General features: G+C 54.7%; 35 protein-coding genes, 3 tRNA genes and 2 rRNA genes. 39 read left to right on the plus strand and 1 reads right to left on the minus strand.

What is annotated here, in order from left to right; genetic code table 11:
- The 39 genes from BMY54_RS15870 to bfr all read left to right on the plus strand — a co-directional run.
- A 23S ribosomal RNA gene (locus BMY54_RS15870) occupies positions 1-259 on the plus strand; the annotation flags it as partial.
- A gap of 152 nt (positions 260-411) precedes the next feature.
- Positions 412-527: ribosomal RNA gene (rrf, locus tag BMY54_RS15875) — 5S ribosomal RNA — on the plus strand.
- A gap of 133 nt (positions 528-660) precedes the next feature.
- Complete coding sequence (birA, locus tag BMY54_RS15880; RefSeq protein ID WP_093434950.1) at positions 661-1614, plus strand: bifunctional biotin--[acetyl-CoA-carboxylase] ligase/biotin operon repressor BirA; 954 nt, start codon at positions 661-663, stop codon at positions 1612-1614.
- The gene (locus tag BMY54_RS15885; protein WP_093434397.1) at positions 1604-2356 is read left to right on the plus strand and encodes a pantothenate kinase; all 753 of its coding nucleotides are present in this window, start codon (positions 1604-1606) and stop codon (positions 2354-2356) included. Before birA ends, BMY54_RS15885 begins: the two co-directional genes overlap by 11 nt.
- Before the next feature lie 7 nt (positions 2357-2363).
- A complete protein-coding gene (locus BMY54_RS15890) occupies positions 2364-2795 on the plus strand; it encodes a hypothetical protein (protein ID WP_093434400.1) in 432 nt (143 codons plus the stop codon).
- Positions 2796-2938: 143 nt separating this feature from the next.
- A tRNA-Tyr gene (locus BMY54_RS15895) sits at positions 2939-3023 on the plus strand.
- 25 nt (positions 3024-3048) lie between these two features.
- Positions 3049-3122 (plus strand) — tRNA-Gly (locus BMY54_RS15900).
- Between the two features lie 26 nt (positions 3123-3148).
- Positions 3149-3224, plus strand: a tRNA-Thr gene (locus BMY54_RS15905).
- 85 nt (positions 3225-3309) lie between these two features.
- Entirely contained in the window at positions 3310-4503 is a 1194-nt protein-coding gene (gene tuf / locus BMY54_RS15910) for an elongation factor Tu (RefSeq protein ID WP_064361246.1), read from the plus strand.
- A gap of 159 nt (positions 4504-4662) precedes the next feature.
- A complete protein-coding gene (rpsJ, locus tag BMY54_RS15915) occupies positions 4663-4974 on the plus strand; it encodes a 30S ribosomal protein S10 (RefSeq protein WP_003186070.1) in 312 nt (103 codons plus the stop codon).
- Positions 4975-5054: 80 nt separating this feature from the next.
- On the plus strand, positions 5055-5690 hold the full coding sequence (gene rplC, locus BMY54_RS15920) for a 50S ribosomal protein L3 (protein ID WP_003228738.1): 636 nt from the start codon (positions 5055-5057) through the stop codon (positions 5688-5690).
- A 12-nt stretch (positions 5691-5702) separates the two neighbouring features.
- Positions 5703-6305, plus strand: coding sequence for a 50S ribosomal protein L4 (rplD, locus tag BMY54_RS15925; RefSeq protein ID WP_007918468.1), 603 nt, complete (start codon positions 5703-5705; stop codon positions 6303-6305).
- Complete coding sequence (gene rplW, locus BMY54_RS15930) at positions 6302-6601, plus strand: 50S ribosomal protein L23 (RefSeq protein WP_002555488.1); 300 nt, start codon at positions 6302-6304, stop codon at positions 6599-6601. Before rplD ends, rplW begins: the two co-directional genes overlap by 4 nt.
- Before the next feature lie 14 nt (positions 6602-6615).
- Positions 6616-7440 (plus strand): 50S ribosomal protein L2, encoded by an 825-nt coding sequence (gene rplB, locus BMY54_RS15935; RefSeq protein ID WP_093434403.1) that lies wholly within the window; start codon positions 6616-6618, stop codon positions 7438-7440.
- 16 nt (positions 7441-7456) lie between these two features.
- Positions 7457-7732 (plus strand): 30S ribosomal protein S19, encoded by a 276-nt coding sequence (gene rpsS, locus BMY54_RS15940; protein WP_011336172.1) that lies wholly within the window; start codon positions 7457-7459, stop codon positions 7730-7732.
- A gap of 11 nt (positions 7733-7743) precedes the next feature.
- Positions 7744-8076, plus strand: a complete 333-nt coding sequence (gene rplV / locus BMY54_RS15945; RefSeq protein WP_003103908.1) for a 50S ribosomal protein L22 — start codon at positions 7744-7746, stop codon at positions 8074-8076.
- A 13-nt stretch (positions 8077-8089) separates the two neighbouring features.
- Positions 8090-8776: a 30S ribosomal protein S3 gene (rpsC, locus tag BMY54_RS15950; protein WP_003176422.1), complete on the plus strand. Its 687-nt coding sequence runs from the start codon at positions 8090-8092 to the stop codon at positions 8774-8776.
- 12 nt (positions 8777-8788) lie between these two features.
- Positions 8789-9202 (plus strand): 50S ribosomal protein L16, encoded by a 414-nt coding sequence (rplP, locus tag BMY54_RS15955; RefSeq protein WP_007896757.1) that lies wholly within the window; start codon positions 8789-8791, stop codon positions 9200-9202.
- Entirely contained in the window at positions 9202-9393 is a 192-nt protein-coding gene (rpmC, locus tag BMY54_RS15960; RefSeq protein ID WP_002555481.1) for a 50S ribosomal protein L29, read from the plus strand. The genes rplP and rpmC overlap by 1 nt, the downstream gene beginning before the upstream one ends.
- 2 nt (positions 9394-9395) lie before the next feature.
- A complete protein-coding gene (gene rpsQ / locus BMY54_RS15965) occupies positions 9396-9662 on the plus strand; it encodes a 30S ribosomal protein S17 (RefSeq protein WP_003194644.1) in 267 nt (88 codons plus the stop codon).
- Between the two features lie 23 nt (positions 9663-9685).
- Positions 9686-10054 (plus strand): 50S ribosomal protein L14, encoded by a 369-nt coding sequence (gene rplN, locus BMY54_RS15970; protein WP_002555479.1) that lies wholly within the window; start codon positions 9686-9688, stop codon positions 10052-10054.
- A gap of 11 nt (positions 10055-10065) precedes the next feature.
- Positions 10066-10380, plus strand: a complete 315-nt coding sequence (rplX, locus tag BMY54_RS15975; RefSeq protein WP_008081905.1) for a 50S ribosomal protein L24 — start codon at positions 10066-10068, stop codon at positions 10378-10380.
- Between the two features lie 20 nt (positions 10381-10400).
- Complete coding sequence (gene rplE / locus BMY54_RS15980) at positions 10401-10940, plus strand: 50S ribosomal protein L5 (protein ID WP_003176415.1); 540 nt, start codon at positions 10401-10403, stop codon at positions 10938-10940.
- A 13-nt stretch (positions 10941-10953) separates the two neighbouring features.
- The gene (gene rpsN / locus BMY54_RS15985; protein WP_003228726.1) at positions 10954-11259 is read left to right on the plus strand and encodes a 30S ribosomal protein S14; all 306 of its coding nucleotides are present in this window, start codon (positions 10954-10956) and stop codon (positions 11257-11259) included.
- Between the two features lie 209 nt (positions 11260-11468).
- Positions 11469-11861, plus strand: a complete 393-nt coding sequence (gene rpsH / locus BMY54_RS15990) for a 30S ribosomal protein S8 (protein WP_007918458.1) — start codon at positions 11469-11471, stop codon at positions 11859-11861.
- A gap of 12 nt (positions 11862-11873) precedes the next feature.
- Positions 11874-12407, plus strand: a complete 534-nt coding sequence (gene rplF / locus BMY54_RS15995; RefSeq protein WP_003176412.1) for a 50S ribosomal protein L6 — start codon at positions 11874-11876, stop codon at positions 12405-12407.
- Between the two features lie 10 nt (positions 12408-12417).
- The gene (gene rplR, locus BMY54_RS16000) at positions 12418-12768 is read left to right on the plus strand and encodes a 50S ribosomal protein L18 (protein ID WP_003186037.1); all 351 of its coding nucleotides are present in this window, start codon (positions 12418-12420) and stop codon (positions 12766-12768) included.
- Between the two features lie 3 nt (positions 12769-12771).
- Entirely contained in the window at positions 12772-13272 is a 501-nt protein-coding gene (gene rpsE, locus BMY54_RS16005) for a 30S ribosomal protein S5 (protein WP_003186035.1), read from the plus strand.
- A 2-nt stretch (positions 13273-13274) separates the two neighbouring features.
- Positions 13275-13451 carry a 50S ribosomal protein L30 gene (rpmD, locus tag BMY54_RS16010; RefSeq protein ID WP_003176408.1) on the plus strand — a complete coding sequence of 59 codons (177 nt, stop codon included), beginning with the start codon at positions 13275-13277 and terminating at the stop codon, positions 13449-13451.
- Between the two features lie 3 nt (positions 13452-13454).
- The gene (rplO, locus tag BMY54_RS16015) at positions 13455-13892 is read left to right on the plus strand and encodes a 50S ribosomal protein L15 (RefSeq protein ID WP_003228720.1); all 438 of its coding nucleotides are present in this window, start codon (positions 13455-13457) and stop codon (positions 13890-13892) included.
- The gene (gene secY, locus BMY54_RS16020) at positions 13893-15221 is read left to right on the plus strand and encodes a preprotein translocase subunit SecY (RefSeq protein WP_003228718.1); all 1329 of its coding nucleotides are present in this window, start codon (positions 13893-13895) and stop codon (positions 15219-15221) included. It abuts the gene before it with no gap.
- A gap of 27 nt (positions 15222-15248) precedes the next feature.
- Positions 15249-15365, plus strand: a complete 117-nt coding sequence (rpmJ, locus tag BMY54_RS16025) for a 50S ribosomal protein L36 (protein WP_002555468.1) — start codon at positions 15249-15251, stop codon at positions 15363-15365.
- Between the two features lie 130 nt (positions 15366-15495).
- Positions 15496-15852, plus strand: a complete 357-nt coding sequence (rpsM, locus tag BMY54_RS16030) for a 30S ribosomal protein S13 (protein ID WP_003186020.1) — start codon at positions 15496-15498, stop codon at positions 15850-15852.
- 30 nt (positions 15853-15882) lie between these two features.
- Positions 15883-16272, plus strand: a complete 390-nt coding sequence (gene rpsK, locus BMY54_RS16035; RefSeq protein WP_002555466.1) for a 30S ribosomal protein S11 — start codon at positions 15883-15885, stop codon at positions 16270-16272.
- A gap of 18 nt (positions 16273-16290) precedes the next feature.
- Positions 16291-16911 (plus strand): 30S ribosomal protein S4, encoded by a 621-nt coding sequence (gene rpsD, locus BMY54_RS16040; protein ID WP_003176404.1) that lies wholly within the window; start codon positions 16291-16293, stop codon positions 16909-16911.
- A 22-nt stretch (positions 16912-16933) separates the two neighbouring features.
- Positions 16934-17935: a DNA-directed RNA polymerase subunit alpha gene (gene rpoA, locus BMY54_RS16045; RefSeq protein ID WP_003186012.1), complete on the plus strand. Its 1002-nt coding sequence runs from the start codon at positions 16934-16936 to the stop codon at positions 17933-17935.
- 42 nt (positions 17936-17977) lie between these two features.
- Positions 17978-18364, plus strand: coding sequence for a 50S ribosomal protein L17 (gene rplQ, locus BMY54_RS16050; protein ID WP_003176402.1), 387 nt, complete (start codon positions 17978-17980; stop codon positions 18362-18364).
- A gap of 240 nt (positions 18365-18604) precedes the next feature.
- Positions 18605-20059, plus strand: coding sequence for a catalase (locus tag BMY54_RS16055; protein WP_093434406.1), 1455 nt, complete (start codon positions 18605-18607; stop codon positions 20057-20059).
- Positions 20060-20208: 149 nt separating this feature from the next.
- On the plus strand, positions 20209-20676 hold the full coding sequence (bfr, locus tag BMY54_RS16060; protein ID WP_047303712.1) for a bacterioferritin: 468 nt from the start codon (positions 20209-20211) through the stop codon (positions 20674-20676).
- 64 nt (positions 20677-20740) lie between these two features.
- On the opposite strand, the gene uvrA is transcribed toward bfr, so the two are convergent.
- Complete coding sequence (uvrA, locus tag BMY54_RS16065; protein ID WP_093434409.1) at positions 20741-23575, minus strand: excinuclease ABC subunit UvrA; 2835 nt, start codon at positions 23573-23575, stop codon at positions 20741-20743.
- Positions 23576-23648: the final 73 nt, after the last annotated feature.

Consider the following 23648-nt stretch of genomic DNA (forward strand, 5'->3'; position numbering starts at 1 on the left):
CTGCTCCTAGTACGAGAGGACCGGAGTGGACGAACCTCTGGTGTTCCGGTTGTCACGCCAGTGGCATTGCCGGGTAGCTATGTTCGGGAAAGATAACCGCTGAAAGCATCTAAGCGGGAAACTTGCCTCAAGATGAGATCTCACTGGAACCTTGAGTTCCCTGAAGGGCCGTCGAAGACTACGACGTTGATAGGTTGGGTGTGTAAGCGCTGTGAGGCGTTGAGCTAACCAATACTAATTGCCCGTGAGGCTTGACCATATAACACCCAAGCAATTTGCGTCGAAGAGACCAGATTGCGGTGTGTGAAGACGAAACGAACCGAAAGTTCGATGTTCACAAAACACCGAAAGCTGTCACATACCCAATTTGCTGAAGCGAGACCATCTGGTCACGAGTCAGTACCCGAATTTCTTGACGACCATAGAGCGTTGGAACCACCTGATCCCATCCCGAACTCAGCAGTGAAACGATGCATCGCCGATGGTAGTGTGGGGTTTCCCCATGTGAGAGTAGGTCATCGTCAAGATTAAATTCCGAAACCCCAATTGCGAAAGCAGTTGGGGTTTTGTTTTGCCCGCAGGAAAAGCATCTGCTTGATTTCTATGCAACAGCCCGGGTCATGGATATTATTCGGGCCTCATTGTGAGGGCGAGACCTGCATGTTGACGTTGTTGAACCTCCTGAAAGATGGCCGATTCCATTCTGGTCAGGATCTTGGCGCCGCCTTGGGAATAAGTCGAAGTGCGGTATGGAAACAGCTTCAGCATCTTGAGGCTGAGCTTGGCTTGTCCATTCATAAAGTGCGAGGACGAGGCTATCAATTGGCTGTTCCATTGACGCTACTCGACTCTCGAGCAATATCGGCAATGGCGCCAGATTGGCCGGTGATGGTCTTGGATTCGGTCGACTCGACAAACGCTGAGGCCTTGCGGGCGATTGGCCAGGGTAGTTTGGCGCCCTTTTTGGTGCTCGCGGAACGCCAAGTCTCTGGTCGTGGGCGAAGAGGTCGCAAGTGGGTAAGTCCCTTTGCAGAGAATCTTTATTACAGCCTTGTCCTGCGTATTGATGGTGGAATGCGCCAGCTCGAGGGCTTGAGTCTTGTTGTTGGGTTGGCTGTCTTGCAGGCTCTGAGAAATTTTGGAGTGCCAGGTGCGGGATTGAAGTGGCCCAACGATGTCTTGGTGGGTAACAAGAAGATTGCCGGCATTCTCCTTGAACTCGTTGGTGATCCGGCAGATGTTTGCCATGTGGTGCTGGGTATTGGTGTAAATGTGAACATGCAAGTGGCTGATGAAGTTGGCCAGCAATGGACTTCGATTCGGCTTGAGTCAGGTAGGAGTACTGACCGTAACTCCCTGGTGGCAGAACTTAGTAAGCAGTTAAGTGTTTATATCCGGCGCCATCAAGTGGATGGTTTTTCGGCTCTCCAGGCGGAATGGGAGGCGAACCATTTGTGGCAGGATCGCTCTGTGTCATTGATTGCGGGTTCCAGTCAGATAGATGGTGTTGTGCTCGGAATCGATAGTCAGGGTGCGCTGCGCCTGAAGGTGGATGGTGTGGAAAAAGTCTTTAGTGGTGGTGAGCTCAGCCTGAGGTTGCGTGATGATTCTTGAGCTCGACTGTGGGAACAGCTTCATTAAGTGGCGAGTACTGAAGGCTGCACTTGGCGCTGTCTTTTCCGAAGGGGTTGTCGACTCTGATCTCGCATTGCTAGACAGTTTGAAAGCTCTCAATGGGCTTGAGCTTCGTAAGTGCCGCGTGGTCAGTGTCAGGACTGCGGAGGAGACTGATGCCTTGATCGCTATTATCGAGCGTGAGTTTGGTATTTCGGTGGTGTGCGCGAAGCCCGCACGTGAAATGTCCGGTGTCAAAAACGGTTATGAAGAGTACGAGCGTCTAGGGCTGGATCGATGGCTGGCCATGCTTGGCGGGTTTCATCTCGCATCAGGCGGCGCTTGCCTGGTGCTTGATTTCGGTACGGCAGTGACTGCAGATTTTATTGCTGCGGGTGGTGAGCATCTTGGTGGTTTTATTTGCCCCGGAATGCCTTTGATGCGAAATCAGTTGCGTACGCATACCCGTAAGATTCGCTATGGAGATCTGGCGGCTGAGCGCGCGCTGTCAAGCAATGCGCCTGGGCGGACCACTGCTGAGGCGGTGGAGCGCGGGTGTTCATTGATGTTGCGAGGTTTCGTATTGACACAGTTGGAACTGGCGCGCTCTTACTGGAGAGAAGACTTCGCAGTCTTTATAACTGGGGGGGATGCTGAATTGGTTGCAGCTGTCGCCCCTGAGGCCCGAGTCGTTCCTGACCTGGTGTTTGTGGGGCTGGCTATGGCGTGTCCTTTTTCCTGAGGTTTGTATGCGTTGGTTGTTCCTCCTGCTTCTTGTTCTTAATGTTTTCTATTATGTCTGGCATCAGCAGGAGGCGCCCTTGCGGGCGAAGGATGTAACGCCTCTTAGTTTGTATCGAGGTTCCCAGCAAGACATTCGCTTGCTCAGTGAAACGACGAGCAATGTTCGAGAGGGGCAGGGAGGGCGTCGGCAAGAGTGTCTGTTCCTTGGTGGTTTTTCTCGACAGGAGTCGATTACGGCGCTCCAGCAGCGTTTGGCTGAAATGGGAGTCGATGTAAAATCTTCGTCGAGGGATTCTTCTGGGGCTGGTTATTGGTTGTCTGTTTCGCCTCAGGGCCAGCGTTTGCTGGGGGATGCCCAGCTCCAAAACCTTTCCAACGAATTCAATGAGTTAAAACATAAAATAATGCTGTGTGAGGGGGTTGCACCTACTGAATAGTTTGCATAGAATGGCGCCCGCTCCACAGCGAAGACCTAAGTAGGGATTCAAAATGAAGCGATGTCAACGCAGCTAACCTCAGGTTTTTAAATGAGAAAATGCTTGACAGGGGTTTGGCATAGTATAGAATGCCGGCCTGATTAGGAGGGGTTCCCGAGCGGCCAAAGGGATCAGACTGTAAATCTGACGTCTACGACTTCGAAGGTTCGAATCCTTCTCCCTCCACCAGATTTAAGCGTGAGCTGCAGGCTCCGCGGGTATAGTTTAGTGGTAGAACCTCAGCCTTCCAAGCTGATGATGCGGGTTCGATTCCCGCTACCCGCTCCAAGTTTGCAGGTTGTGCAAAGTGTTTTGCTCTTGTAGCTCAGTTGGTAGAGCACACCCTTGGTAAGGGTGAGGTCAGCGGTTCAAATCCGCTCAAGAGCTCCATATAACAAGGCAGATATGAAAATATCTGCCTTTGTTTTAATGGCTGATATTGTTTGTCTAATTTCTTCTGTTGAGGGTGATATCGATGGCTAAGGAAAAATTTGATCGTTCCCTGCCCCACGTCAACGTTGGGACCATTGGTCACGTTGACCACGGTAAAACCACTCTGACTGCTGCTCTGACTCGCGTTTGCTCGGAAGTTTTCGGTTCCGCAATCGTTGACTTCGACAAGATCGACAGCGCACCAGAAGAAAAAGCTCGCGGTATCACCATCAACACCGCACACGTTGAGTACAACTCGAAGATCCGTCACTACGCTCACGTTGACTGCCCGGGTCACGCTGACTATGTGAAGAACATGATCACTGGTGCTGCTCAAATGGACGGCGCTATTCTGGTTTGCTCGGCCGCTGATGGTCCGATGCCGCAAACCCGTGAGCACATCCTGCTGTCCCGTCAGGTAGGCGTTCCGTACATCGTGGTTTTCCTGAACAAGGCTGACCTGGTAGATGACGCAGAGCTGCTGGAACTGGTTGAGATGGAAGTTCGTGACCTGTTGTCCACCTACGACTTCCCGGGCGATGACACTCCAATCATCATCGGTTCGGCTCGTATGGCTCTGGAAGGCAAAGACGACAACGAGATGGGCACCACTGCCGTCAAGAAACTGGTTGAGACTCTGGATGCTTACATCCCAGAACCAGTTCGTATGATCGACAAGCCATTCCTGATGCCAATCGAAGACGTATTCTCGATCTCGGGTCGCGGTACTGTTGTGACTGGTCGTATCGAGCGCGGTATCGTTCGCGTTCAGGATCCGCTGGAAATCGTTGGTCTGCGTGACACCACCGTTACTACTTGCACCGGTGTTGAAATGTTCCGCAAGCTGCTCGACGAAGGTCGTGCTGGCGAGAACTGCGGCGTTCTGCTGCGTGGTACCAAGCGTGACGACGTTGAACGTGGTCAGGTTCTGGTTAAGCCGGGTTCGGTTAAGCCGCACACCAAGTTCACCGCAGAAGTTTACGTTCTGAGCAAGGAAGAAGGCGGTCGTCACACTCCGTTCTTCAAAGGCTACCGTCCACAGTTCTACTTCCGTACTACTGACGTGACTGGTAACTGCGAGCTGCCAGAAGGCGTTGAAATGGTAATGCCAGGTGACAACATTCAGATGACTGTTACCCTGATCAAAACCATCGCGATGGAAGACGGTCTGCGTTTCGCTATCCGTGAAGGCGGTCGTACCGTCGGCGCTGGCGTCGTAGCCAAAATCATCGAGTAATTCTCTTTTTTAGAGTTTGCTTGATGCTTTGAAAAAAGCCCCCGCTCAGCGGGGGCTTTTTTATTGGGTTGACACCCATCTGGGGCGTCTATAGAATTGCGCCTCCTTTTAACGGGCGTATTGCGCTCGGTGGGAATAGCAGCCGGAGTCTGAAATCCAATGCAAAATCAGCAAATCCGTATCAGGTTGAAGGCTTTCGACCATCGCCTGATCGACCAATCAACCCAGGAAATCGTGGAAACCGCGAAACGTACTGGTGCTCAAGTGCGTGGTCCAATTCCACTGCCTACCCGTAAAGAGCGGTTCACCGTTCTGGTTTCTCCGCACGTCAACAAAGACGCGCGCGACCAGTACGAAATCCGCACTCATAAGCGCGTTCTGGACATTGTCCAGCCAACGGATAAAACCGTTGATGCTCTTATGAAGCTTGATCTTGCGGCCGGTGTGGAAGTGCAGATCAGCCTCGGCTAAGACTCGGTCTTAGTCGTGTAACGCTCTGAAATGGGCGGCCATAGCGGGTGAAAGCCCCGTACACTCATGAGGTTTACAACATGACTATTGGTGTAGTCGGTCGTAAATGCGGTATGACCCGTATTTTCACCGAAGAAGGTGTCTCCATTCCGGTCACGGTCATTGAGATCGAGCCGAATCGCGTCACCCAGTTCAAAACTGAAGAGACCGATGGCTATCGTGCAGTGCAAGTCACTGTCGGCGAGCGTCGTGCTTCGCGTGTAACAGCAGCTCAGGCTGGCCACTTCGCTAAAGCGAACGTTGCCGCTGGTCGCACTACCATGGAATTCCGTCTTGAAGAAGGCGAGTACCAGGCTGGCGATCTGATCAACGCTGAAATCTTCGCCGCTGGTCAACTGGTTGATGTAACCGGTCAGTCCAAGGGTAAAGGCTTCCAGGGTACGATCAAGCGTTGGAATTTCCGCGGGCAAGATAACACCCACGGTAACTCCGTATCCCACCGCGTCCCAGGCTCTATCGGCCAGTGCCAGACTCCTGGTCGTGTATTCAAGGGCAAAAAAATGTCCGGTCATATGGGCGCTGAGCGCGTGACCGTGCAGTCCCTGGAAGTAGTGCGCGTGGACGCTGAACGCAATCTGTTGTTGGTCAAGGGTGCTGTTCCTGGCGCTACTGGCGGCAACCTGGTTGTACGTCCAGCAGCCAAGGCTCGCGGTTAAGGGGAAGCTGACATGCAATTAAATGTAAATGACGCTCAAGCGATCGAAGTTTCCGAACTGACATTTGGCGGCGAATTCAACGAGACGCTGGTTCACCAAGCAGTCGTGGCCTACATGGCCGGCGGCCGTCAAGGTACCAAGCAGCAGAAGACCCGTTCCGACGTTCGTGGTGGCGGTAAGCGCCCATGGCGTCAGAAAGGTACTGGCCGTGCTCGTGCCGGTACTATCCGTAGCCCAATCTGGCGTGGCGGCGGTACCACTTTTGCAGCACGTCCACAGGATCACTCCCAGAAGCTGAACAAGAAGATGTATCGCGCAGCAATGCGTTCCATCCTTGCTGAGCTGGTGCGTACTGATCGTCTGGTCGTGGTTCAGGATTTCGCTGTTGAAACTCCGAAAACCAAAGATCTGCTGGGCAAGCTGAACAACATGAGCCTGACCGACGTTTTGATCGTGTCGGACGCTGTTGATCAGAACCTGTACCTGGCTGCTCGTAACCTGCCGCACGTAGATGTACGTGACGTTCAAGGTTCCGATCCAGTTAGTCTGATCGCATACGACAAGGTGTTGATCACCGTGTCGGCCGTGAAGAAATTCGAGGAGCTGCTGGGATGAACCAGGAACGCGTATTTAAAGTTCTGCTTGGCCCGCACGTTTCCGAGAAGGCTACGGTTCTGGCAGACAAGAAAGGCCAGTTCGTTTTCAAGGTTGCTACTGACGCAACCAAGCTGGAAATCAAGAAGGCCGTCGAAAGCCTGTTCAGCGTGAAAGTAGAGCGCGTCACTACCCTGAATGTTCTGGGTAAGAGCAAGCGCACTGCTCGCGGTCTGGGCAAGCGTAATGACTGGAAGAAGGCAGTTATCTCCCTTCAGCCAGGCCAAGATCTCGATTTCAGCAGCAGTGCTGAGTAAGGAAGGGGTGCATCATGGCAATCGTTAAATGCAAACCGACTTCCCCTGGCCGCCGTTTTGTGGTCAAGGTGGTCAACCAGGAGCTGCATAAAGGCGCTCCTCACGCACCGCTGCTCGAGAAAAAATCGAAGACTGGTGGTCGTAACAACAATGGCCGTATTACCACGCGTCACATCGGTGGTGGTCATAAGCAGCATTATCGTATGGTCGATTTCCGTCGCAACGACAAAGATGGCATCGTCGCCACTGTCGAGCGTGTCGAATACGATCCAAACCGTACTGCTCACATCGCACTGCTCTGCTACGCAGACGGCGAGCGCCGCTACATCATCGCCCCTAAAGGCGTGAGTGCTGGCGACCAGCTGATCGCAGGCGCTCTGGCTCCAATCAAGCCAGGCAACGCTCTGCAACTGCGCAACATTCCAGTCGGTTCTACCGTACACGGCATCGAACTGAAGCCAGGTAAAGGCGCGCAGATCGCTCGTTCCGCTGGTGCTTCGGCTCAGCTGATCGCTCGTGAAGGCGTTTACGTTACCCTGCGTCTGCGTTCCGGTGAAATGCGTAAAGTCCTGGCTGAATGCCGTGCGACCCTGGGCGAAGTCTCGAACTCCGAGCACAGCCTGCGTTCGTTGGGTAAAGCTGGTGCCAAGCGCTGGCGTGGCGTTCGCCCAACCGTTCGTGGTGTTGCCATGAACCCGGTTGACCACCCACATGGTGGTGGTGAAGGTCGTACCTCTGGTGGTCGTCATCCGGTATCGCCATGGGGCTTCCCGACTAAGGGCGCGAAGACTCGTGGTAATAAGCGTACCGACAAAATGATCGTCCGTCGTCGCAAGTAAATAGAGGGATACGACAGTGCCACGTTCTCTGAAAAAAGGTCCTTTTATTGATCTTCACCTACTGAAGAAGATCGAAGTGGCGGCGGAAAAGAACGATCGCAAACCAATTAAGACTTGGTCGCGTCGTTCGATGATCCTGCCACAAATGGTCGGTCTGACCATCGCAGTACACAACGGTCGTCAGCACGTCCCAGTTCTCGTTAACGAAGACATGGTCGGCCACAAACTGGGCGAGTTCGCCGGTACCCGCAACTATCGCGGGCACGTGGCTGACAAGAAAGCCAAGCGTTAAGGGGTTAGGAAATGGAAGTAGCCGCTAAGTTGTCGGGCGCTCGAATCTCCGCCCAGAAAGCCCGCTTGGTCGCCGACCAGATCCGCGGGAAGAAGGTGGGCGAAGCGCTCAACTTGTTGGCTTTCAGCAGTAAGAAAGCCGCCGAGATCATGAAGAAAGTGCTGGAGTCGGCCGTAGCCAACGCCGAGCATAACGAAGGCGCAGACGTTGATGACCTGAAGGTCAGCACCGTTTTCGTCAACGAAGGGCGTTCGCTGAAGCGCATCATGCCACGTGCCAAAGGCCGTGCTGATCGCATCGTCAAGCGGTCTTGCCATATCACTGTCAAGGTTGCTGACAAGTAACGGAGTCGAAGAGATGGGTCAGAAAGTACATCCCATTGGCATTCGCCTGGGAATCGTCAAGGAGCACACCTCCGTCTGGTACGCAGACGGTCGGACTTATGCGGACTACTTGTTCGCAGATCTGAAAGTGCGTGAGTATCTCCAAGACAAACTAAAAAGCGCGTCCGTAAGCCGTATCGATATCCATCGTCCGGCCCAAACTGCACGTATCACCATCCACACCGCTCGTCCAGGTATCGTTATCGGGAAGAAAGGTGAAGATGTTGAGAAACTGCGTCAGGACCTGACCAAGCAAATGGGTGTGCCTGTGCACATCAATATCGAAGAGATCCGCAAGCCGGAGCTCGACGGTATGCTGGTTGCGCAGAGCGTAGCTCAGCAGCTGGAGCGTCGTGTAATGTTCCGTCGCGCTATGAAGCGCGCAGTACAGAACGCCATGCGCATTGGTGCCAAGGGCATCAAAATCCAAGTGAGCGGTCGTCTCGGCGGTGCTGAAATCGCACGTACTGAATGGTATCGCGAAGGTCGTGTGCCGTTGCACACCCTGCGTGCCGACATCGACTATGCCAACTACGAAGCTCACACCACTTACGGTGTGATCGGTGTAAAGGTTTGGATCTTCAAAGGCGAAGTAATTGGTGGTCGCCAAGAAGAGCTGAAACCACAAGCACCAGCGCCTCGTAAAAAAGCTGCTAAGTAAGGGGTACGCCAAATGTTGCAACCTAAGCGTACGAAGTTCCGCAAGCAGATGACAGGCCACAACCGTGGTCTGGCTCAGCGCGGTAGCAAAGTCAGCTTCGGCGAGTTCGCGCTGAAGTCTGTAGCTCGTGGTCGTCTCACCGCTCGTCAGATCGAGTCAGCGCGTCGTGCTCTGACCCGTCACGTTAAACGTGGCGGCAAGATCTGGATCCGTGTATTCCCGGACAAGCCTATTTCCAAAAAGCCCCTCGAAGTTCGTATGGGTAAAGGTAAGGGTAGTGTGGAGTACTGGGTTGCCCAGATTCAGCCAGGCAAAGTCCTGTATGAAATCGAGGGTGTTTCTGAAGAGCTGGCGCGTGAGGCTTTTGCCCTGGCTGCTGCAAAGCTGCCGCTCGCCACCGCCTTTGTTAAACGGACGGTGATGTGATGAAAGCGAATGAACTTCGTGAAAAATCCGCACAGCAGCTGAACGAGCAACTGCTCGGCTTGCTGCGCGACCAGTTCAATCTGCGTATGCAGAAAGCAACTGGCCAGTTGGGGCAGTCTCATCTGCTCTCGCAAGTTAAACGTGACATCGCTCGCGTGAAGACTGTGCTCAACCAGCAGGCAGGTAAGTGATCATGGCTGAAGCCGAAAAAACTGTCCGTACGCTGACTGGCCGTGTTGTCAGCGACAAGATGGACAAAACCATCACCGTACTGATCGAGCGTCGCGTAAAGCACCCGATCTACGGTAAATACGTTAAGCGTTCGACTAAGCTGCACGCGCACGACGAAACCAACCAGTGCCACATCGGCGACAAAGTCACTATTCGTGAAACTCGTCCTATGGCCAAGACCAAGTCTTGGGCGCTGGTTGATGTTCTCGAACGCGCTGTGGAAGTCTAAGGACTAGGGGTCGGAGAAATTATATGATTCAGACTCAATCCATGCTCGATGTGGCCGATAACAGCGGCGCTCGCCGTGTTATGTGCATCAAGGTGCTGGGTGGCTCCCATCGTCGTTACGCTGGTATCGGTGACATCATCAAAGTTACCGTGAAGGAAGCAATTCCTCGCGGTAAAGTGAAAAAAGGCCAAGTGATGACTGCTGTTGTAGTCCGCACTCGTCACGGCGTACGTCGTGCTGATGGCTCCATTATCCGCTTTGATGGCAACGCTGCTGTTCTTCTGAACAACAAGCAAGAGCCGATCGGCACCCGTATCTTTGGGCCAGTGACCCGTGAACTTCGTACTGAGAAGTTCATGAAGATCGTCTCGCTCGCCCCAGAAGTGCTGTAAGGAGATCCGACATGCAAAAGATTCGTCGTGACGACGAGATCATCGTGATCGCCGGCAAAGACAAAGGTAAGCGCGGTAAGGTGCTCAAGGTTCTTGCTAATAACCGTCTGGTTATCAGCGGTCTGAACCTGGTAAAGCGTCATACCAAGCCTAACCCGATGTCGGGCGTGCAAGGCGGTATCGTCGAAAAAGAAGCTCCACTGGACGCTTCTAACGTCGCCATTTTCAACGGCGAAACCAACAAGGCTGACCGCGTTGGTTTCAAAGTAGAAGACGGCAAGAAAATTCGTGTCTTCAAGTCGACCCAAAAAGCGGTTGATGCTTGAACACTGCTAGGTAGAAGACCATGGCACGACTAAAAGAGATTTACTGGAAGGAAATCGCACCGAAGCTTAAGGAAGAACTTAAGCTTTCGAACGTGATGGAAGTTCCACGCGTTACAAAAATCACCCTGAACATGGGTCTGGGCGAAGCTGTTGGTGACAAAAAAGTCATCGAGCATGCTGTTGCTGACCTGGAAAAGATCACCGGCCAAAAAGTCGTTGTGACCTACGCTCGTAAATCCATCGCTGGCTTTAAAGTCCGTGAAGGATGGCCGATCGGCGTCAAGGTGACTCTGCGCCGTGAGCGTATGTACGAGTTCCTGGATCGTCTGTTGTCGATCTCCCTGCCTCGGGTTCGCGACTTCCGCGGCCTGAATGCCAAGTCCTTCGATGGTCGTGGCAACTACAGCATGGGCGTGAAAGAGCAGATCATTTTCCCGGAAATCGACTACGACAAGATCGATGCTCTCCGCGGTCTGGACATTACCCTGACCACCACTGCCAAGAACGATGATGAAGGCCGCGCTCTGCTGCGTGCTTTCAAATTCCCGTTCCGCAACTGATTGGAGTAGGAAAATGGCCAAGAAGAGCATGAAAAACCGTGAGCTGAAGCGTCAGCTCACCGTTGCCAAGTACGCCACCAAGCGTGCAGCGCTGAAAGCTATCATCGTTGATCTGAACGCAAGTCCAGAAGCGCGTTGGGAAGCTACCGTAGCTCTGCAGAAGCAACCACGTGACGCAAGCGCTTCGCGCATGCGTAACCGTTGCCGCCTGACTGGTCGTCCGCACGGCGTTTACCGCAAGTTCGGCCTTGGCCGTAACAAGCTGCGTGAAGCTGCAATGCGTGGTGACGTACCAGGTCTGGTTAAAGCCAGCTGGTAATTGCTGTCAAAGTCTCGATGTTCGGGTTCGCAAGAACCTGACCATCGGTGGCCTTGAATCTGAATCAAGCCCCTTTTGGGGCTTGATTCATTTCTGGGGTGTGTCTAGAATGACCGGCTCGCCTGAGCCCGTGTTTTTCATGCCCGGAAGTTCTCGGCGACAAGTAGTAGCCGCAAGGCTAATTTTTCTGTATTAGGAGCGTCTAGCCCATGAGTATGCAGGACCCGTTAGCGGACATGCTAACTCGAATCCGTAATGCCCAGATGGCTGAAAAGTCTGTCGTAAGCATGCCGTCTTCCACGCTGAAGGTGGCTGTAGCAAAAGTCCTGAAGGACGAAGGTTACATCGCGGATTTTCAGATCACCACCGACGCTAAGCCGTCGTTGTCCATCGAGCTGAAGTACTTCGAAGGCCGTCCGGTTATCGAAGAAGTGAAGCGCGTTAGTCGTCCAGGCCTGCGTCAGTACAAGTCCGTTGAAGATCTGCCGAAAGTTCGTGGCGGTCTTGGCGTGTCTATCGTCTCCACCAACAAAGGTGTGATGACGGATCGTGCTGCGCGCGCTGCCGGTGTCGGCGGCGAAGTTCTTTGCACTGTGTTCTAAGGGGGGATAAGCATGTCTCGCGTCGCTAAGAACCCCGTTAAGCTGCCAGCCGGTGTCGAAGTAAAATTCGCAGGCCAACAGCTTTCGGTGAAGGGTGCCAAGGGTACTCTTGAACTGAACATCCATTCGTCCGTTGAGATCGTTGAAGAAGCTGGTGAGCTGCGTTTCGCTGCTCGCAATGGCGATCAACAAACTCGCGCAATGGCCGGTACCACGCGTGCGTTGGTAAACAACATGGTCCAAGGCGTAAGCCAAGGCTTCGAGCGCAAGCTCCAGCTGGTCGGTGTTGGTTACAAGGCGCAAGCAAAAGGCACGGTTTTGAACCTGGCCCTTGGCTTCTCGCACCCAGTGGATTACGAACTGCCGGAAGGCATCACCGCTGAGACTCCTAGCCAGACCGATATCCTGATCAAGGGCATCGACAAGCAGCTGGTAGGTCAAGTGGCCGCTGAGATCCGCGACTTCCGTCCACCAGAGCCGTACAAAGGCAAAGGTGTGCGCTACGCGGACGAAGTCGTCCGTCGTAAAGAAGCCAAGAAGAAGTAGGGCATAGCAAATGACCGACAAAAAAGTTACTCGACTGCGTCGCGCTCGCAAAGCACGCCTGAAAATGCACGAACTCGAAGTCGTGCGTCTCTGCGTGTTCCGCTCGTCGCAGCACATCTACGCCCAGGTCATCTCGGCCGACGGCAACAAAGTCCTGGCAAGTGCCTCGACTTTGGATAAAGAACTGCGTGATGGCGCCACTGGCAACATCGACGCGGCCACAAAGGTTGGCCAGCTGGTCGCTACGCGTGCTAAGGCCGCTGGCGTCTCGCAAGTGGCTTTCGACCGCTCTGGCTTCAAGTACCACGGCCGCGTTAAAGCGCTGGCTGATGCTGCTCGTGAAGCTGGGCTGGAGTTCTAAGTTATGTCAAATAACGACCAAAAGCGCGACGAAGGCTACATTGAGAAGCTGGTTCAAGTTAACCGCGTAGCCAAAACCGTTAAAGGCGGCCGTATCTTCACTTTCACTGCGTTGACCGTGGTGGGTGATGGTAAAGGGCGTGTTGGCTTCGGCCGTGGCAAGTCGCGTGAAGTGCCTGCTGCGATCCAGAAGGCAATGGAAGCTGCTCGCCGCAACATGATCCAAGTTGATCTGAACGGCACCACTCTGCAGTACGCAATGAAGTCCGCTCACGGCGCTTCGAAGGTGTACATGCAGCCTGCTTCTGAAGGTACCGGTATCATCGCTGGCGGCGCTATGCGTGCTGTCCTCGAAGTTGCTGGCGTTCAGAACGTTCTGGCCAAGTGCTACGGCTCGACTAACCCGGTAAACGTGGTTCACGCCACTTTCAAAGGTTTGAAAGCTATGCAGTCTCCTGAATCCATTGCCGCCAAGCGTGGCAAAAGCGTCAAGGAGATCTTCTGATCATGGCTACCGTTAAAGTAACGCTGATCAAAAGCATGACCGGCCGCATCCCTAACCACAAACTGTGCGTTAAGGGTCTGGGTCTGCGTCGCATCGGTCACACTGTAGAAGTCCAGGATACTCCCGAGAATCGCGGGATGATCAACAAGGCTTACTACATGCTGCGTGTCGAGGGTTAATCGATGAAACTCAATGATCTGAGTCCAGCGCCGGGTTCCCGTCGCGAAAAGCATCGTCCGGGCCGTGGTATCGGTAGCGGTTTGGGTAAGACTGGTGGCCGTGGTCACAAAGGTCAGACCTCCCGTTCCGGTGGCACCATTGCTCCAGGCTTTGAAGGCGGTCAACAGCCGCTGCATCGTCGCCTGCCGAAGTTCGGTTTCGTTTCCCTGAAAGCCATGGACCGCGCAGAAGTGCGTCTGTCCGAGCTGGCTAAAGTGGAAGGCGACATCGTCACCGTGCAGTCCCTGAAAGATGCCAACGTGATCAACGTCAACGTACAGCGTGTGAAAATCATGCTGTCCGGTGAAGTGACTCGCGCTGTCACTATCGGCAAGGGAATCGGCGCCACCAAAGGTGCGCGTGCGGCTATCGAAGCAGCTGGCGGCAAGTTCGAGGAATAAATGGCTAAGCAAGGTGCTCTCTCTGCGCTCGGCAAAGGCGGTATGTCTGAACTCTGGGCTCGTCTGCGTTTTCTGTTCCTGGCGATTATCGTCTACCGAATAGGCGCACACATCCCGGTTCCAGGTATCAACCCGGACCGACTCGCAGACCTGTTTCGACAGAATGAGGGGACCATTCTTAGCTTGTTCAACATGTTCTCCGGCGGCGCGCTGGAACGGATGAGCATCTTTGCATTGGGGATCATGCCGTACATTTCGGCATCGATCATCATGCAACTGATGACCGCCGTCAGTCCGCAGCTGGAGCAGTTGAAGAAGGAAGGTGAAGCTGGCCGTCGCAAGATCAGCCAGTACACCCGCTACGGCACCGTCGTCCTCGCTCTCGTTCAGGCTATTGGCATGTCCATTGGTCTGGCGGGGCAGGGCGTTGCGTTCACTGGTGACTTTGGCTTCCATTTCGTCGCGGTATCCACTTTTGTGGCTGGTGCGATGTTCATGATGTGGCTGGGTGAGCAGATTACTGAGCGTGGTGTAGGTAACGGTATCTCGATGTTGATTTTTTCGGGTATCGTCGCCGGTCTTCCGAGAGCAATCGGGCAGTCTTTCGAGTCTGCGCGTCAGGGTGATATCAACATCTTCGCCTTGGTTGCCATCGGTTTGCTGGCAGTAGCGATTATCGGTTTCGTGGTGTTCATTGAGCGTGGTCAGCGTCGTATCGCTGTTCACTACGCCAAGCGTCAGCAGGGCCGCAAGGTTTTTGCTGCGCAGACTAGCCACCTGCCGTTGAAGGTGAACATGGCCGGTGTTATTCCGGCTATTTTCGCGAGCAGCATTTTGCTGTTCCCGGCTTCGTTGGGTGCCTGGTTCGGTCAGTCTGAAGGTATGGGCTGGTTGCAGGACATCTCGCAGTCGATCGCTCCTGGTCAGCCGTTGAATATTCTGCTGTTTAGTGCAGGGATTATTTTCTTCTGCTTCTTCTATACGGCGTTGATGTTCAATCCGAAAGACGTAGCGGAAAACCTGAAGAAGTCCGGTGCCTTTATTCCGGGCATCCGTCCAGGTGAGCAGTCGGCGCGCTACATTGATGGCGTTCTGACCCGCTTGACCATGTTCGGTGCTCTTTACATGACGGCCGTGTGTCTGTTGCCCCAGTTCCTTGTGGTTGCAGCAAACGTTCCGTTCTACCTTGGCGGGACCTCGTTGCTGATCGTGGTCGTGGTTGTGATGGACTTCATGTCCCAAGTACAATCGCACCTCGTTTCGCACCAGTACGAATCCCTGATGAAGAAAGCCAACCTGAAGGGTTACGGCAGCGGCATGTTGCGCTGAGTACCCATAAGGTTCGAGGAGTTGGTGATGAAAGTTCGTGCATCGGTGAAAAAGCTGTGCCGTAACTGCAAGATTATTCGCCGCGAAGGTGTTGTTCGAGTAATTTGCAGCGCGGAACCGCGTCACAAACAGCGCCAAGGCTGAGTGTGATTGTGCTTCAAGCCCGGTAGCTAGTGCGCTACCGGGTTGATTATTTGTTATTACAGCGATATTATCTCGCGCCCTATTTCTTGGCTTCCGGGGCGTAGGTAGCTGTCAATTGGAGTCCCACTGAATGGCCCGTATTGCAGGCGTTAACATTCCAGATAACAAGCATACTGTTATCTCGCTGACCTACATCTATGGTGTTGGTCGCACTACTGCGCAGAAGATCTGTGCAGTGACTGGGGTAAACCCAGCAGCAAAGATCAAAGATCTGAGCGACGAGCAAATTGAACAGCTGCGTGGCGAAGTGGCGAAGTTCACCACTGAAGGTGACCTGCGTCGCGAAATCAACATGAAAATCAAGCGCTTGATGGACCTCGGTTGCTATCGCGGTCTGCGTCATCGTCGTGGTCTGCCAGTACGCGGTCAGCGTACCAAGACCAACGCGCGTACCCGTAAAGGTCCGCGTAAGCCGATCCGCAAGTAATCGCCCCAGCGAATCGACAGGAATTTAATCATGGCAAAACCTGCTGCTCGTCCTCGTAAAAAAGTTAAAAAGACAGTGGTTGATGGCATCGCCCACATCCATGCATCTTTTAACAACACCATCGTGACCATTACCGACCGTCAAGGTAACGCTCTTTCCTGGGCTACCTCCGGTGGTTCGGGTTTCCGCGGTTCCCGCAAGTCCACCCCGTTTGCTGCTCAAGTAGCTGCTGAACGTGCTGGTCAAGCTGCGCTGGAATACGGCCTGAAAAACCTCGACGTTAACGTCAAGGGCCCAGGTCCAGGTCGTGAATCCGCAGTCCGCGCTTTGAACGGCTGTGGCTACAAGATCGCCAGCATCACCGACGTGACGCCAATCCCGCACAACGGGTGCCGTCCGCCGAAGAAGCGCCGCGTGTAATCCAGGAGATTGTAAAGAATGGCTCGTTACATTGGTCCAAAATGCAAACTCGCTCGTCGCGAAGGCACCGATCTCTTCCTGAAGAGCGGCGTGCGCGCGATCGAATCGAAGTGCAACATTGAAGCAGCACCTGGTATCCACGGCCAACGCCGCGGTCGCCAGTCCGATTACGGCACCCAACTGCGTGAAAAGCAGAAGGTCCGTCGTATCTACGGCGTTCTCGAGCGTCAGTTCAGCGGCTACTACAAAGAAGCTGCTGGCAAGAAAGGTGCAACCGGTGAAAACCTGCTGCAACTGCTCGAATGCCGTCTGGACAACGTTGTATACCGTATGGGCTTTGGTTCGACTCGTGCCGAATCCCGTCAGCTGGTATCGCACAAGTCGATCAGCGTTAACGGTCAGACCGTAAACGTTCCGTCGTATCAGGTTCGTGCTGGTGACGTGGTTGCAGTTCGCGAGAAAGCAAAAAACCAACTTCGCATTGTCCAAGCTCTCGATCTGTGTGCCCAACGTGGCCGCGTAGAATGGGTAGAAGTAGACACTGAGAAGAAGTCGGGCGTTTTCAAGAACGTTCCTGCTCGCAGTGATCTGTCCGCCGACATCAACGAAAGCCTGATTGTCGAGCTCTACTCCAAGTAAGGGCTAGAAAATAGGTGCATCCATGCAGATTTCGGTAAATGAGTTCCTGACACCCCGCCACATTGATGTGCAGGTTGTCAGTCCAACCCGCGCCAAGATCACTCTCGAGCCTCTCGAGCGTGGTTTTGGCCACACCCTGGGCAACGCGCTGCGACGCATCCTGTTGTCCTCAATGCCCGGCTGCGCAGTAGTCGAGGCCGAGATTGACGGTGTGCTCCACGAGTACAGCGCCATCGAAGGTGTACAGGAAGACGTAATTGAAATCCTGTTGAACCTTAAAGGTCTGGCCATCAAGCTGCACGGTCGTGACGAAGTTACGCTGACCTTGTCGAAGAAGGGTTCGGGGGTGGTTACCGCTGCCGATATTCAGCTGGATCATGATGTCGAGATCGTTAATCCCGATCACGTAATCGCTAACCTGGCGTCTAACGGCGCCCTGAACATGAAGCTCACCGTAGCTCGTGGTCGTGGTTATGAACCAGCCGACTCGCGTCAGAGCGATGAAGACGAAAGCCGCAGCATCGGTCGCTTGCAGCTTGACTCTTCGTTCAGCCCGGTTCGCCGTATCGCATACGTGGTGGAAAACGCCCGTGTCGAGCAGCGTACCAACCTGGACAAGCTGGTTATTGATCTGGAAACCAACGGTACCCTGGATCCTGAAGAGGCTATCCGCCGCGCTGCAACCATCCTGCAACAGCAGTTGGCTGCGTTCGTCGACCTCAAAGGTGACAGTGAGCCAGTGGTTGTCGAGCAGGAAGACGAGATCGATCCGATCCTGCTTCGCCCGGTTGACGATCTGGAACTGACTGTACGTTCGGCTAACTGCCTTAAGGCGGAAAACATCTACTACATCGGTGACCTGATTCAGCGTACCGAAGTAGAGCTGTTGAAGACTCCGAACCTGGGCAAGAAATCCTTGACTGAAATCAAGGACGTTCTGGCCTCCCGCGGTCTGTCCCTCGGCATGCGCCTCGACAACTGGCCGCCTGCAAGTCTTAAGAAGGACGACAAGGCGACTGCCTGATCGTCGTAATCACCGAACGTAGTGTTTGGTAAGGAATGAACCATGCGTCATCGTAAAAGTGGTCGTCACCTGAGCCGCACCAGCTCGCACCGCAAGGCCATGTTCCAAAACATGGCGGTGTCGCTGTTCGAGCACGAGCTGATCAAAACTACTCTGCCAAAAGCCAAAGAACTGCGTCGCGTTGCTGAGCCGCTGATCACTCTGGCCAAGACAGATAGCCTGGCTAACCGCCGTCTGGCTTTCGACCGTACTCGTTCGAAAGCTATCGTTGGTAAGCTCTTCAACGACCTGGGCAAGCGTTACGCTACCCGTGAGGGTGGCTACCTGCGCATCCTCAAGTGCGGTTTCCGCGCTGGCGACAACGCGCCTATGGCGTACGTCGAGTTGGTTGATCGTGCTACTGCCGGCGAAGCTGTATCCGCCGAGTAAGACGTCAGTCTGAAACAAAAAACCGGGCCTAGTGCCCGGTTTTTTGTGTCCGCAAGAAAATGCGCTGTTCATACAAGCTTCTGACATGTCTCTGTTGTCACTATGTGCCGGGAAACATAATTAGTAATTATCTATCGAAGCTTGCAAGTTAATGAATTTGTAGGTGTCACATGGATGATCGATACTTCCCAGCAAGCCGATTAGCCGGCAGTTTCAAGACTGACAGAGGAAGAAGACCGTATGAGCCAGATCAAAACGCTTACGACCGCCAGTGGCGCACCTGTCGCTGACAACCAGAATTCTCGCTCCGCCGGCCCTCGTGGCCCGCTGCTGCTCGACGACTTTCACCTGATCGAGAAGCTCGCCCACTTCAACCGTGAAAACATTCCTGAACGTCGCGTTCATGCCAAAGGCTCGGGAGCTTACGGCACATTCACCGTTACCCGCGATATCACGGATTACACCAGCGCCAAGCTGTTTGAAGCTGTTGGCAAGCAAACCCCGACGTTCCTGCGTTTCTCGACGGTAGGCGGCGAACGGGGTTCTGCCGACACCGAGCGCGATCCACGGGGTTTCGCGTTGAAGTTCTACACCGAAGAAGGTAACTGGGACATCGTGGGTAACAACACGCCAGTGTTCTTCATTCGTGATCCCCTGAAATTCCCAGACTTCATTCACACCCAGAAACGCCTTCCGCAAAGCAACCTGAAAAGCGCGCAGATGATGTGGGACTTCTGGTCGCATTCGCCTGAAGCCCTGCACCAGGTCACCATTCTGTTCTCTGATCGCGGTATTCCTGACGGCTACCGTCACATGCACGGCTTCGGCAGCCACACTTACAGCCTGATTAGCGCCCAAGGCGAGCGTCACTGGGTGAAGTGGCACTATAAGACCAAACAAGGCATCAAGAATCTGGCACCGGCCGATGCCGCACGGTTGGCGGGCACTGATCCAGACTACGCCCAGCGCGACCTGTTCGAAGCCATCGAGCGCGGTGACTTCCCGAAATGGCGCGTGTGCATTCAGATCATGACTGAGGCCCAGGCTGCGGCACACTATGAGAACCCTTTCGACGTCACCAAAACCTGGTCGCAGAAAGAATTTCCGCTGATCGAAGTGGGTGAACTGGAACTGAATCGCAACCCGCAAAACTACTTTGCTGAAGTCGAGCAAGCGGCGTTCGGCCCGAGCAATATGGTGCCGGGGGTTGGTCTGTCGCCAGATCGGATGCTGCAGGGGCGCGTATTTGCGTACGCTGATGCTCACCGCTACCGCGTGGGTACCAATCACCAGCAACTGCCGGTAAACGCGCCACGCAGCCCGGTTAACACATACCAGCGTGATGGCTCGATGGCATTCGGCAGTAACGGTGGTGCAGCACCTAACTACGAGCCGAACAGCTACACCGAAGCACCGAAACAAGCTCCGCGTTACGCAGAACCAGCGCTGGCCTTGAGCGGTGCTGCCGATCGCTACGATCACCGCGAAGATACCGATTACTACAGCCACGCCGGTGCGCTGTTCCGCCTGATGAGCGACGATCAGAGAGCATTGCTGGTCAGCAATATCGCCGGTGCCATGGCGGGCGTTTCCACTGATATCGTCGATCGCCAGTTGCAGCACTTCTACAAGGCCGATCCGGCGTATGGAGAAGCAATCGCAAAGCTGCTCAACGTACAGCTTAACGAAGTCTAAACGAGAAGCAGAACCGCCCTCATCTGGGCGGTTTTTGCGTTATTTAGGCTGCTTTTCTAAGAATATCTTCGCTTTTATTGCGCGAATCGGGTGACCTTCCGGTCAGCTTGGTTCAAACTACAGACTTTCAAGTAGGGAGATGTAGGGCGATGCAAGGCCACCCAGACGTAATCGATTACCTCAACACGTTGCTGACCGGCGAACTGGCCGCGCGTGATCAATATTTCGTTCATTCGCGGATGTATGAGGACTGGGGGTTCACCAAGCTCTACGAGCGAATCAACCATGAGATGGAAGAGGAAGCCGGTCACGCTGATGCGTTGATGCGCCGAATTCTGATGCTCGAAGGCACGCCGCGTATGCGTCCGGATGATCTGGATGTCGGCACCACTGTGCCGGAGATGCTCGAAGCGGATCTGCGTCTTGAATACAAAGTTCGCGCAGCGCTGTGCAAAGGCATCGAGTTGTGCGAGCAACACAAGGATTACGTCAGCCGTGAGATCCTTCGGATTCAGCTCAACGACACTGAAGAAGATCACACCTACTGGCTGGAAAAGCAGTTGGGCCTGATCAAGTTGATCGGTCTTGAGAACTACCTGCAATCCCACACGTCCTGATTGCAATCGATACAAAAAGCCCCTGTCACTGATGAAGTGACAGGGGCTTTTTCATGCCTGGCGTTTAAGCCCGATCGCGGATCAGCAGCGGCTTGAGGTAATGACCGGTATGAGATTGCTTCATCTCGGCCACATCCTCAGGCGTGCCGGTGGCAATGATCTGCCCACCTTTGGAGCCGCCCTCCGGCCCGAGATCGACCAGCCAGTCAGCCGTCTTGATCACGTCGAGGTTGTGTTCGATGACTACCACAGTGTTGCCGTGGTCGCGCAGGCGATGCAGCACGTCGAGCAATTGCTGGATGTCCGCGAAGTGCAAACCGGTGGTCGGCTCATCGAGGATGTACAGTGTTTTGCCGGTGTCACGCTTGGACAACTCGCGAGACAGTTTCACTCGCTGCGCCTCACCACCCGACAACGTGGTCGCCGACTGCCCGAGCTTGATGTACGACAGGCCGACATCCATCAATGTCTGTAGCTTGCGCGCCAGTGCTGGCACCGCGTCAAAGAACTCCCGGGCCTCTTCGATGGTCATCTCGAGGGTTTCGTGGATGCTCTTGCCCTTGTATTTGATCTCAAGGGTTTCGCGGTTGTAGCGCTTGCTCTTGCACACATCGCATGGCACGTAGATGTCTGGCAGGAAGTGCATTTCCACTTTGATCAGGCCGTCGCCCTGGCACGCTTCGCAGCGGCCACCCTTGACGTTGAACGAGAAACGCCCCGGGCCGTAACCACGGGAGCGTGACTCGGGTACGCCGGCGAACAGCTCGCGGATCGGGGTGAACAGGCCGGTATAGGTAGCAGGGTTGGAGCGCGGTGTACGGCCGATCGGGCTCTGGTCAATATCGACCACTTTGTCGAGATGCTCCAGGCCCTTGATGCTGTCGTGCGCTGCCGCTTCCAGCGTGGTCGCGCCGTTGAGGGCCGTGGCGCTCAGCGGGAACAAGGTATTGTTGATCAGCGTCGATTTGCCCGAGCCGGACACGCCGGTCACGCACGTCAGCAGACCAATCGGGATGTCCAGATCGACATTGCGCAGGTTGTTGCCGCGCGCCCCTTTGAGCGACAGATTGAGCTTTTTATTGCGTGGCGTGCGTTTGGCCGGCACTTCAATCTTCACGCGGCCCGAGAGGTATTTACCGGTCAGGGAATCCGGGTGCGCCATGACTTCCGCCGGCGTGCCCTCAGCCACGATCTGCCCACCATGCACACCAGCCCCCGGGCCGATATCCACAACGTAATCGGCCAGACGAATCGCGTCTTCGTCGTGTTCGACCACGATCACAGTGTTGCCAATATCACGCAGGTGCTTGAGCGTGCCGAGCAAGCGGTCGTTATCACGCTGGTGCAAACCAATGGACGGTTCGTCAAGGATGTACAGAACACCGACGAGACCGGCACCGATCTGGCTGGCCAGACGAATACGTTGTGCTTCGCCACCGGACAGCGTATCGGCACTGCGGTCCAGCGACAGGTAGTCGAGACCGACGTTGACGAGGAACTGCAGACGCTCGCGAATTTCCTTGAGAATCTTGTCGGCGATTTCGCCGCGACGGCCAGTCATCTTCAGCTCGCCAAAGTACTCGCAAGCGTCGCCGATCGGCAGGTTGGTCACCGCTGGCAGCGTTTTCTCGCCAACCCACACATGCCGCGCTTCGCGACGCAGACGGGTACCACGACAATCCGGGCACGATTGGGTGCTGAGAAACTTGGCCAGCTCTTCGCGCACGCTTGCCGACTCGGTCTCGCGGTAGCGACGCTCCAGGTTCGGCACGATGCCTTCGAACGGGTGCGAACGTTTGACGATATCGCCACGGTCGTTCAGGTATTTGAAGTCGACGTTCTGCGAGCCGCTGCCATGCAGGATGAATTTCTGCTGATCGGCCGGCAGTTCGTTGAACGGTACTTCCAGGCTGAAACCATAGTGTGAAGCGAGTGAGCCGAGCATCTGGAAGTAATAGACGTTACGCCGGTCCCAGCCGCGAATCGCACCTTCGGCCAAGGTCAGATCGCCATTGACCAGCCGTTTGATATCGAAGAACTGCTTCACCCCCAGGCCGTCACAGGTCGGGCAAGCGCCGGCCGGGTTGTTGAAGGAGAACAGCTTCGGTTCCAGTTCGCTGATCGCGTGGCCGCAGATCGGGCAGGCGAAGCGCGCGGAGAAAATCATCTCTTCGCCCGGTTCGTCGTCCATCGGTGCGACAAGTGCAATGCCATCCGCCAGTTTCAACGCGGTCTCGAAAGATTCGGCCAGACGTTGCTGCAGATCGGCGCGAACCTTGAAGCGGTCGACGATCACATCGATCGAGTGCTTTTTCTGTTTATCCAGTTTGGGCAGTTCGTCCAGTTCGCAGATCCGCCCGTTGACCCGGGCGCGAACGAAACCTTGGGCGCGCAGCTCTTCGAAGACCGAAAGGTGTTCACCTTTGCGCTCGCGAATAACCGGTGCCAGCAACATCAGTTTGCTGCCTTCCGGCTGCGCCAGCACCAGGTCGACCATCTGGCTGACGGTCTGCGCTTCCAGCGGAATGTCATGATCCGGACAGCGTGGCGTACCGACGCGTGCATAAAGCAGGCGCAGGTAGTCGTAGATTTCGGTGATGGTGCCGACCGTAGAGCGCGGGTTGTGCGAGGTCGACTTTTGTTCGATGGAGATCGCTGGCGACAGGCCTTCGATGGTGTCGACGTCGGGTTTTTCCATCATCGACAGAAACTGTCGGGCGTAGGCCGACAGCGATTCGACATAGCGGCGCTGACCTTCGGCGTAAAGCGTATCGAAGGCCAGGGACGACTTGCCGGATCCGGACAGGCCGGTGATGACGATCAGCTTGTCCCGTGGCAGGGTCAGGTCGATGTTCTTCAGGTTGTGGGTACGGGCCCCACGTATCAGGATCTTGTCCAAAGTGGCCTCGCTCGGCGGGCGTCGAAAACGTAGGAGTATACGGGCAAATACTGGATGGATGCACACTATCAAG

It is taken from the genome of Pseudomonas sp. ok266 (assembly GCF_900110195.1).
Classification (GTDB): domain Bacteria; phylum Pseudomonadota; class Gammaproteobacteria; order Pseudomonadales; family Pseudomonadaceae; genus Aquipseudomonas; species Aquipseudomonas neuropathica.

What these genes read in the sequence shown, in the direction of transcription:
- birA (WP_093434950.1), top strand. Translation starts at nt 661, where the DNA reads ATGTTGACGTTGTTGAACCTCCTGAAAGATGGCCGATTCCATTCTGGT.
- BMY54_RS15885 (WP_093434397.1), top strand. Translation starts at nt 1,604, where the DNA reads ATGATTCTTGAGCTCGACTGTGGGAACAGCTTCATTAAGTGGCGAGTA.
- BMY54_RS15890 (WP_093434400.1), top strand. Translation starts at nt 2,364, where the DNA reads ATGCGTTGGTTGTTCCTCCTGCTTCTTGTTCTTAATGTTTTCTATTAT.
- tuf (WP_064361246.1), top strand. Translation starts at nt 3,310, where the DNA reads ATGGCTAAGGAAAAATTTGATCGTTCCCTGCCCCACGTCAACGTTGGG.
- rpsJ (WP_003186070.1), top strand. Translation starts at nt 4,663, where the DNA reads ATGCAAAATCAGCAAATCCGTATCAGGTTGAAGGCTTTCGACCATCGC.
- rplC (WP_003228738.1), top strand. Translation starts at nt 5,055, where the DNA reads ATGACTATTGGTGTAGTCGGTCGTAAATGCGGTATGACCCGTATTTTC.
- rplD (WP_007918468.1), top strand. Translation starts at nt 5,703, where the DNA reads ATGCAATTAAATGTAAATGACGCTCAAGCGATCGAAGTTTCCGAACTG.
- rplW (WP_002555488.1), top strand. Translation starts at nt 6,302, where the DNA reads ATGAACCAGGAACGCGTATTTAAAGTTCTGCTTGGCCCGCACGTTTCC.
- rplB (WP_093434403.1), top strand. Translation starts at nt 6,616, where the DNA reads ATGGCAATCGTTAAATGCAAACCGACTTCCCCTGGCCGCCGTTTTGTG.
- rplV (WP_003103908.1), top strand. Translation starts at nt 7,744, where the DNA reads ATGGAAGTAGCCGCTAAGTTGTCGGGCGCTCGAATCTCCGCCCAGAAA.
- rpsC (WP_003176422.1), top strand. Translation starts at nt 8,090, where the DNA reads ATGGGTCAGAAAGTACATCCCATTGGCATTCGCCTGGGAATCGTCAAG.
- rplP (WP_007896757.1), top strand. Translation starts at nt 8,789, where the DNA reads ATGTTGCAACCTAAGCGTACGAAGTTCCGCAAGCAGATGACAGGCCAC.
- rpmC (WP_002555481.1), top strand. Translation starts at nt 9,202, where the DNA reads ATGAAAGCGAATGAACTTCGTGAAAAATCCGCACAGCAGCTGAACGAG.
- rpsQ (WP_003194644.1), top strand. Translation starts at nt 9,396, where the DNA reads ATGGCTGAAGCCGAAAAAACTGTCCGTACGCTGACTGGCCGTGTTGTC.
- rplN (WP_002555479.1), top strand. Translation starts at nt 9,686, where the DNA reads ATGATTCAGACTCAATCCATGCTCGATGTGGCCGATAACAGCGGCGCT.
- rplX (WP_008081905.1), top strand. Translation starts at nt 10,066, where the DNA reads ATGCAAAAGATTCGTCGTGACGACGAGATCATCGTGATCGCCGGCAAA.
- rplE (WP_003176415.1), top strand. Translation starts at nt 10,401, where the DNA reads ATGGCACGACTAAAAGAGATTTACTGGAAGGAAATCGCACCGAAGCTT.
- rpsN (WP_003228726.1), top strand. Translation starts at nt 10,954, where the DNA reads ATGGCCAAGAAGAGCATGAAAAACCGTGAGCTGAAGCGTCAGCTCACC.
- rpsH (WP_007918458.1), top strand. Translation starts at nt 11,469, where the DNA reads ATGAGTATGCAGGACCCGTTAGCGGACATGCTAACTCGAATCCGTAAT.
- rplF (WP_003176412.1), top strand. Translation starts at nt 11,874, where the DNA reads ATGTCTCGCGTCGCTAAGAACCCCGTTAAGCTGCCAGCCGGTGTCGAA.
- rplR (WP_003186037.1), top strand. Translation starts at nt 12,418, where the DNA reads ATGACCGACAAAAAAGTTACTCGACTGCGTCGCGCTCGCAAAGCACGC.
- rpsE (WP_003186035.1), top strand. Translation starts at nt 12,772, where the DNA reads ATGTCAAATAACGACCAAAAGCGCGACGAAGGCTACATTGAGAAGCTG.
- rpmD (WP_003176408.1), top strand. Translation starts at nt 13,275, where the DNA reads ATGGCTACCGTTAAAGTAACGCTGATCAAAAGCATGACCGGCCGCATC.
- rplO (WP_003228720.1), top strand. Translation starts at nt 13,455, where the DNA reads ATGAAACTCAATGATCTGAGTCCAGCGCCGGGTTCCCGTCGCGAAAAG.
- secY (WP_003228718.1), top strand. Translation starts at nt 13,893, where the DNA reads ATGGCTAAGCAAGGTGCTCTCTCTGCGCTCGGCAAAGGCGGTATGTCT.
- rpmJ (WP_002555468.1), top strand. Translation starts at nt 15,249, where the DNA reads ATGAAAGTTCGTGCATCGGTGAAAAAGCTGTGCCGTAACTGCAAGATT.
- rpsM (WP_003186020.1), top strand. Translation starts at nt 15,496, where the DNA reads ATGGCCCGTATTGCAGGCGTTAACATTCCAGATAACAAGCATACTGTT.
- rpsK (WP_002555466.1), top strand. Translation starts at nt 15,883, where the DNA reads ATGGCAAAACCTGCTGCTCGTCCTCGTAAAAAAGTTAAAAAGACAGTG.
- rpsD (WP_003176404.1), top strand. Translation starts at nt 16,291, where the DNA reads ATGGCTCGTTACATTGGTCCAAAATGCAAACTCGCTCGTCGCGAAGGC.
- rpoA (WP_003186012.1), top strand. Translation starts at nt 16,934, where the DNA reads ATGCAGATTTCGGTAAATGAGTTCCTGACACCCCGCCACATTGATGTG.
- rplQ (WP_003176402.1), top strand. Translation starts at nt 17,978, where the DNA reads ATGCGTCATCGTAAAAGTGGTCGTCACCTGAGCCGCACCAGCTCGCAC.
- BMY54_RS16055 (WP_093434406.1), top strand. Translation starts at nt 18,605, where the DNA reads ATGAGCCAGATCAAAACGCTTACGACCGCCAGTGGCGCACCTGTCGCT.
- bfr (WP_047303712.1), top strand. Translation starts at nt 20,209, where the DNA reads ATGCAAGGCCACCCAGACGTAATCGATTACCTCAACACGTTGCTGACC.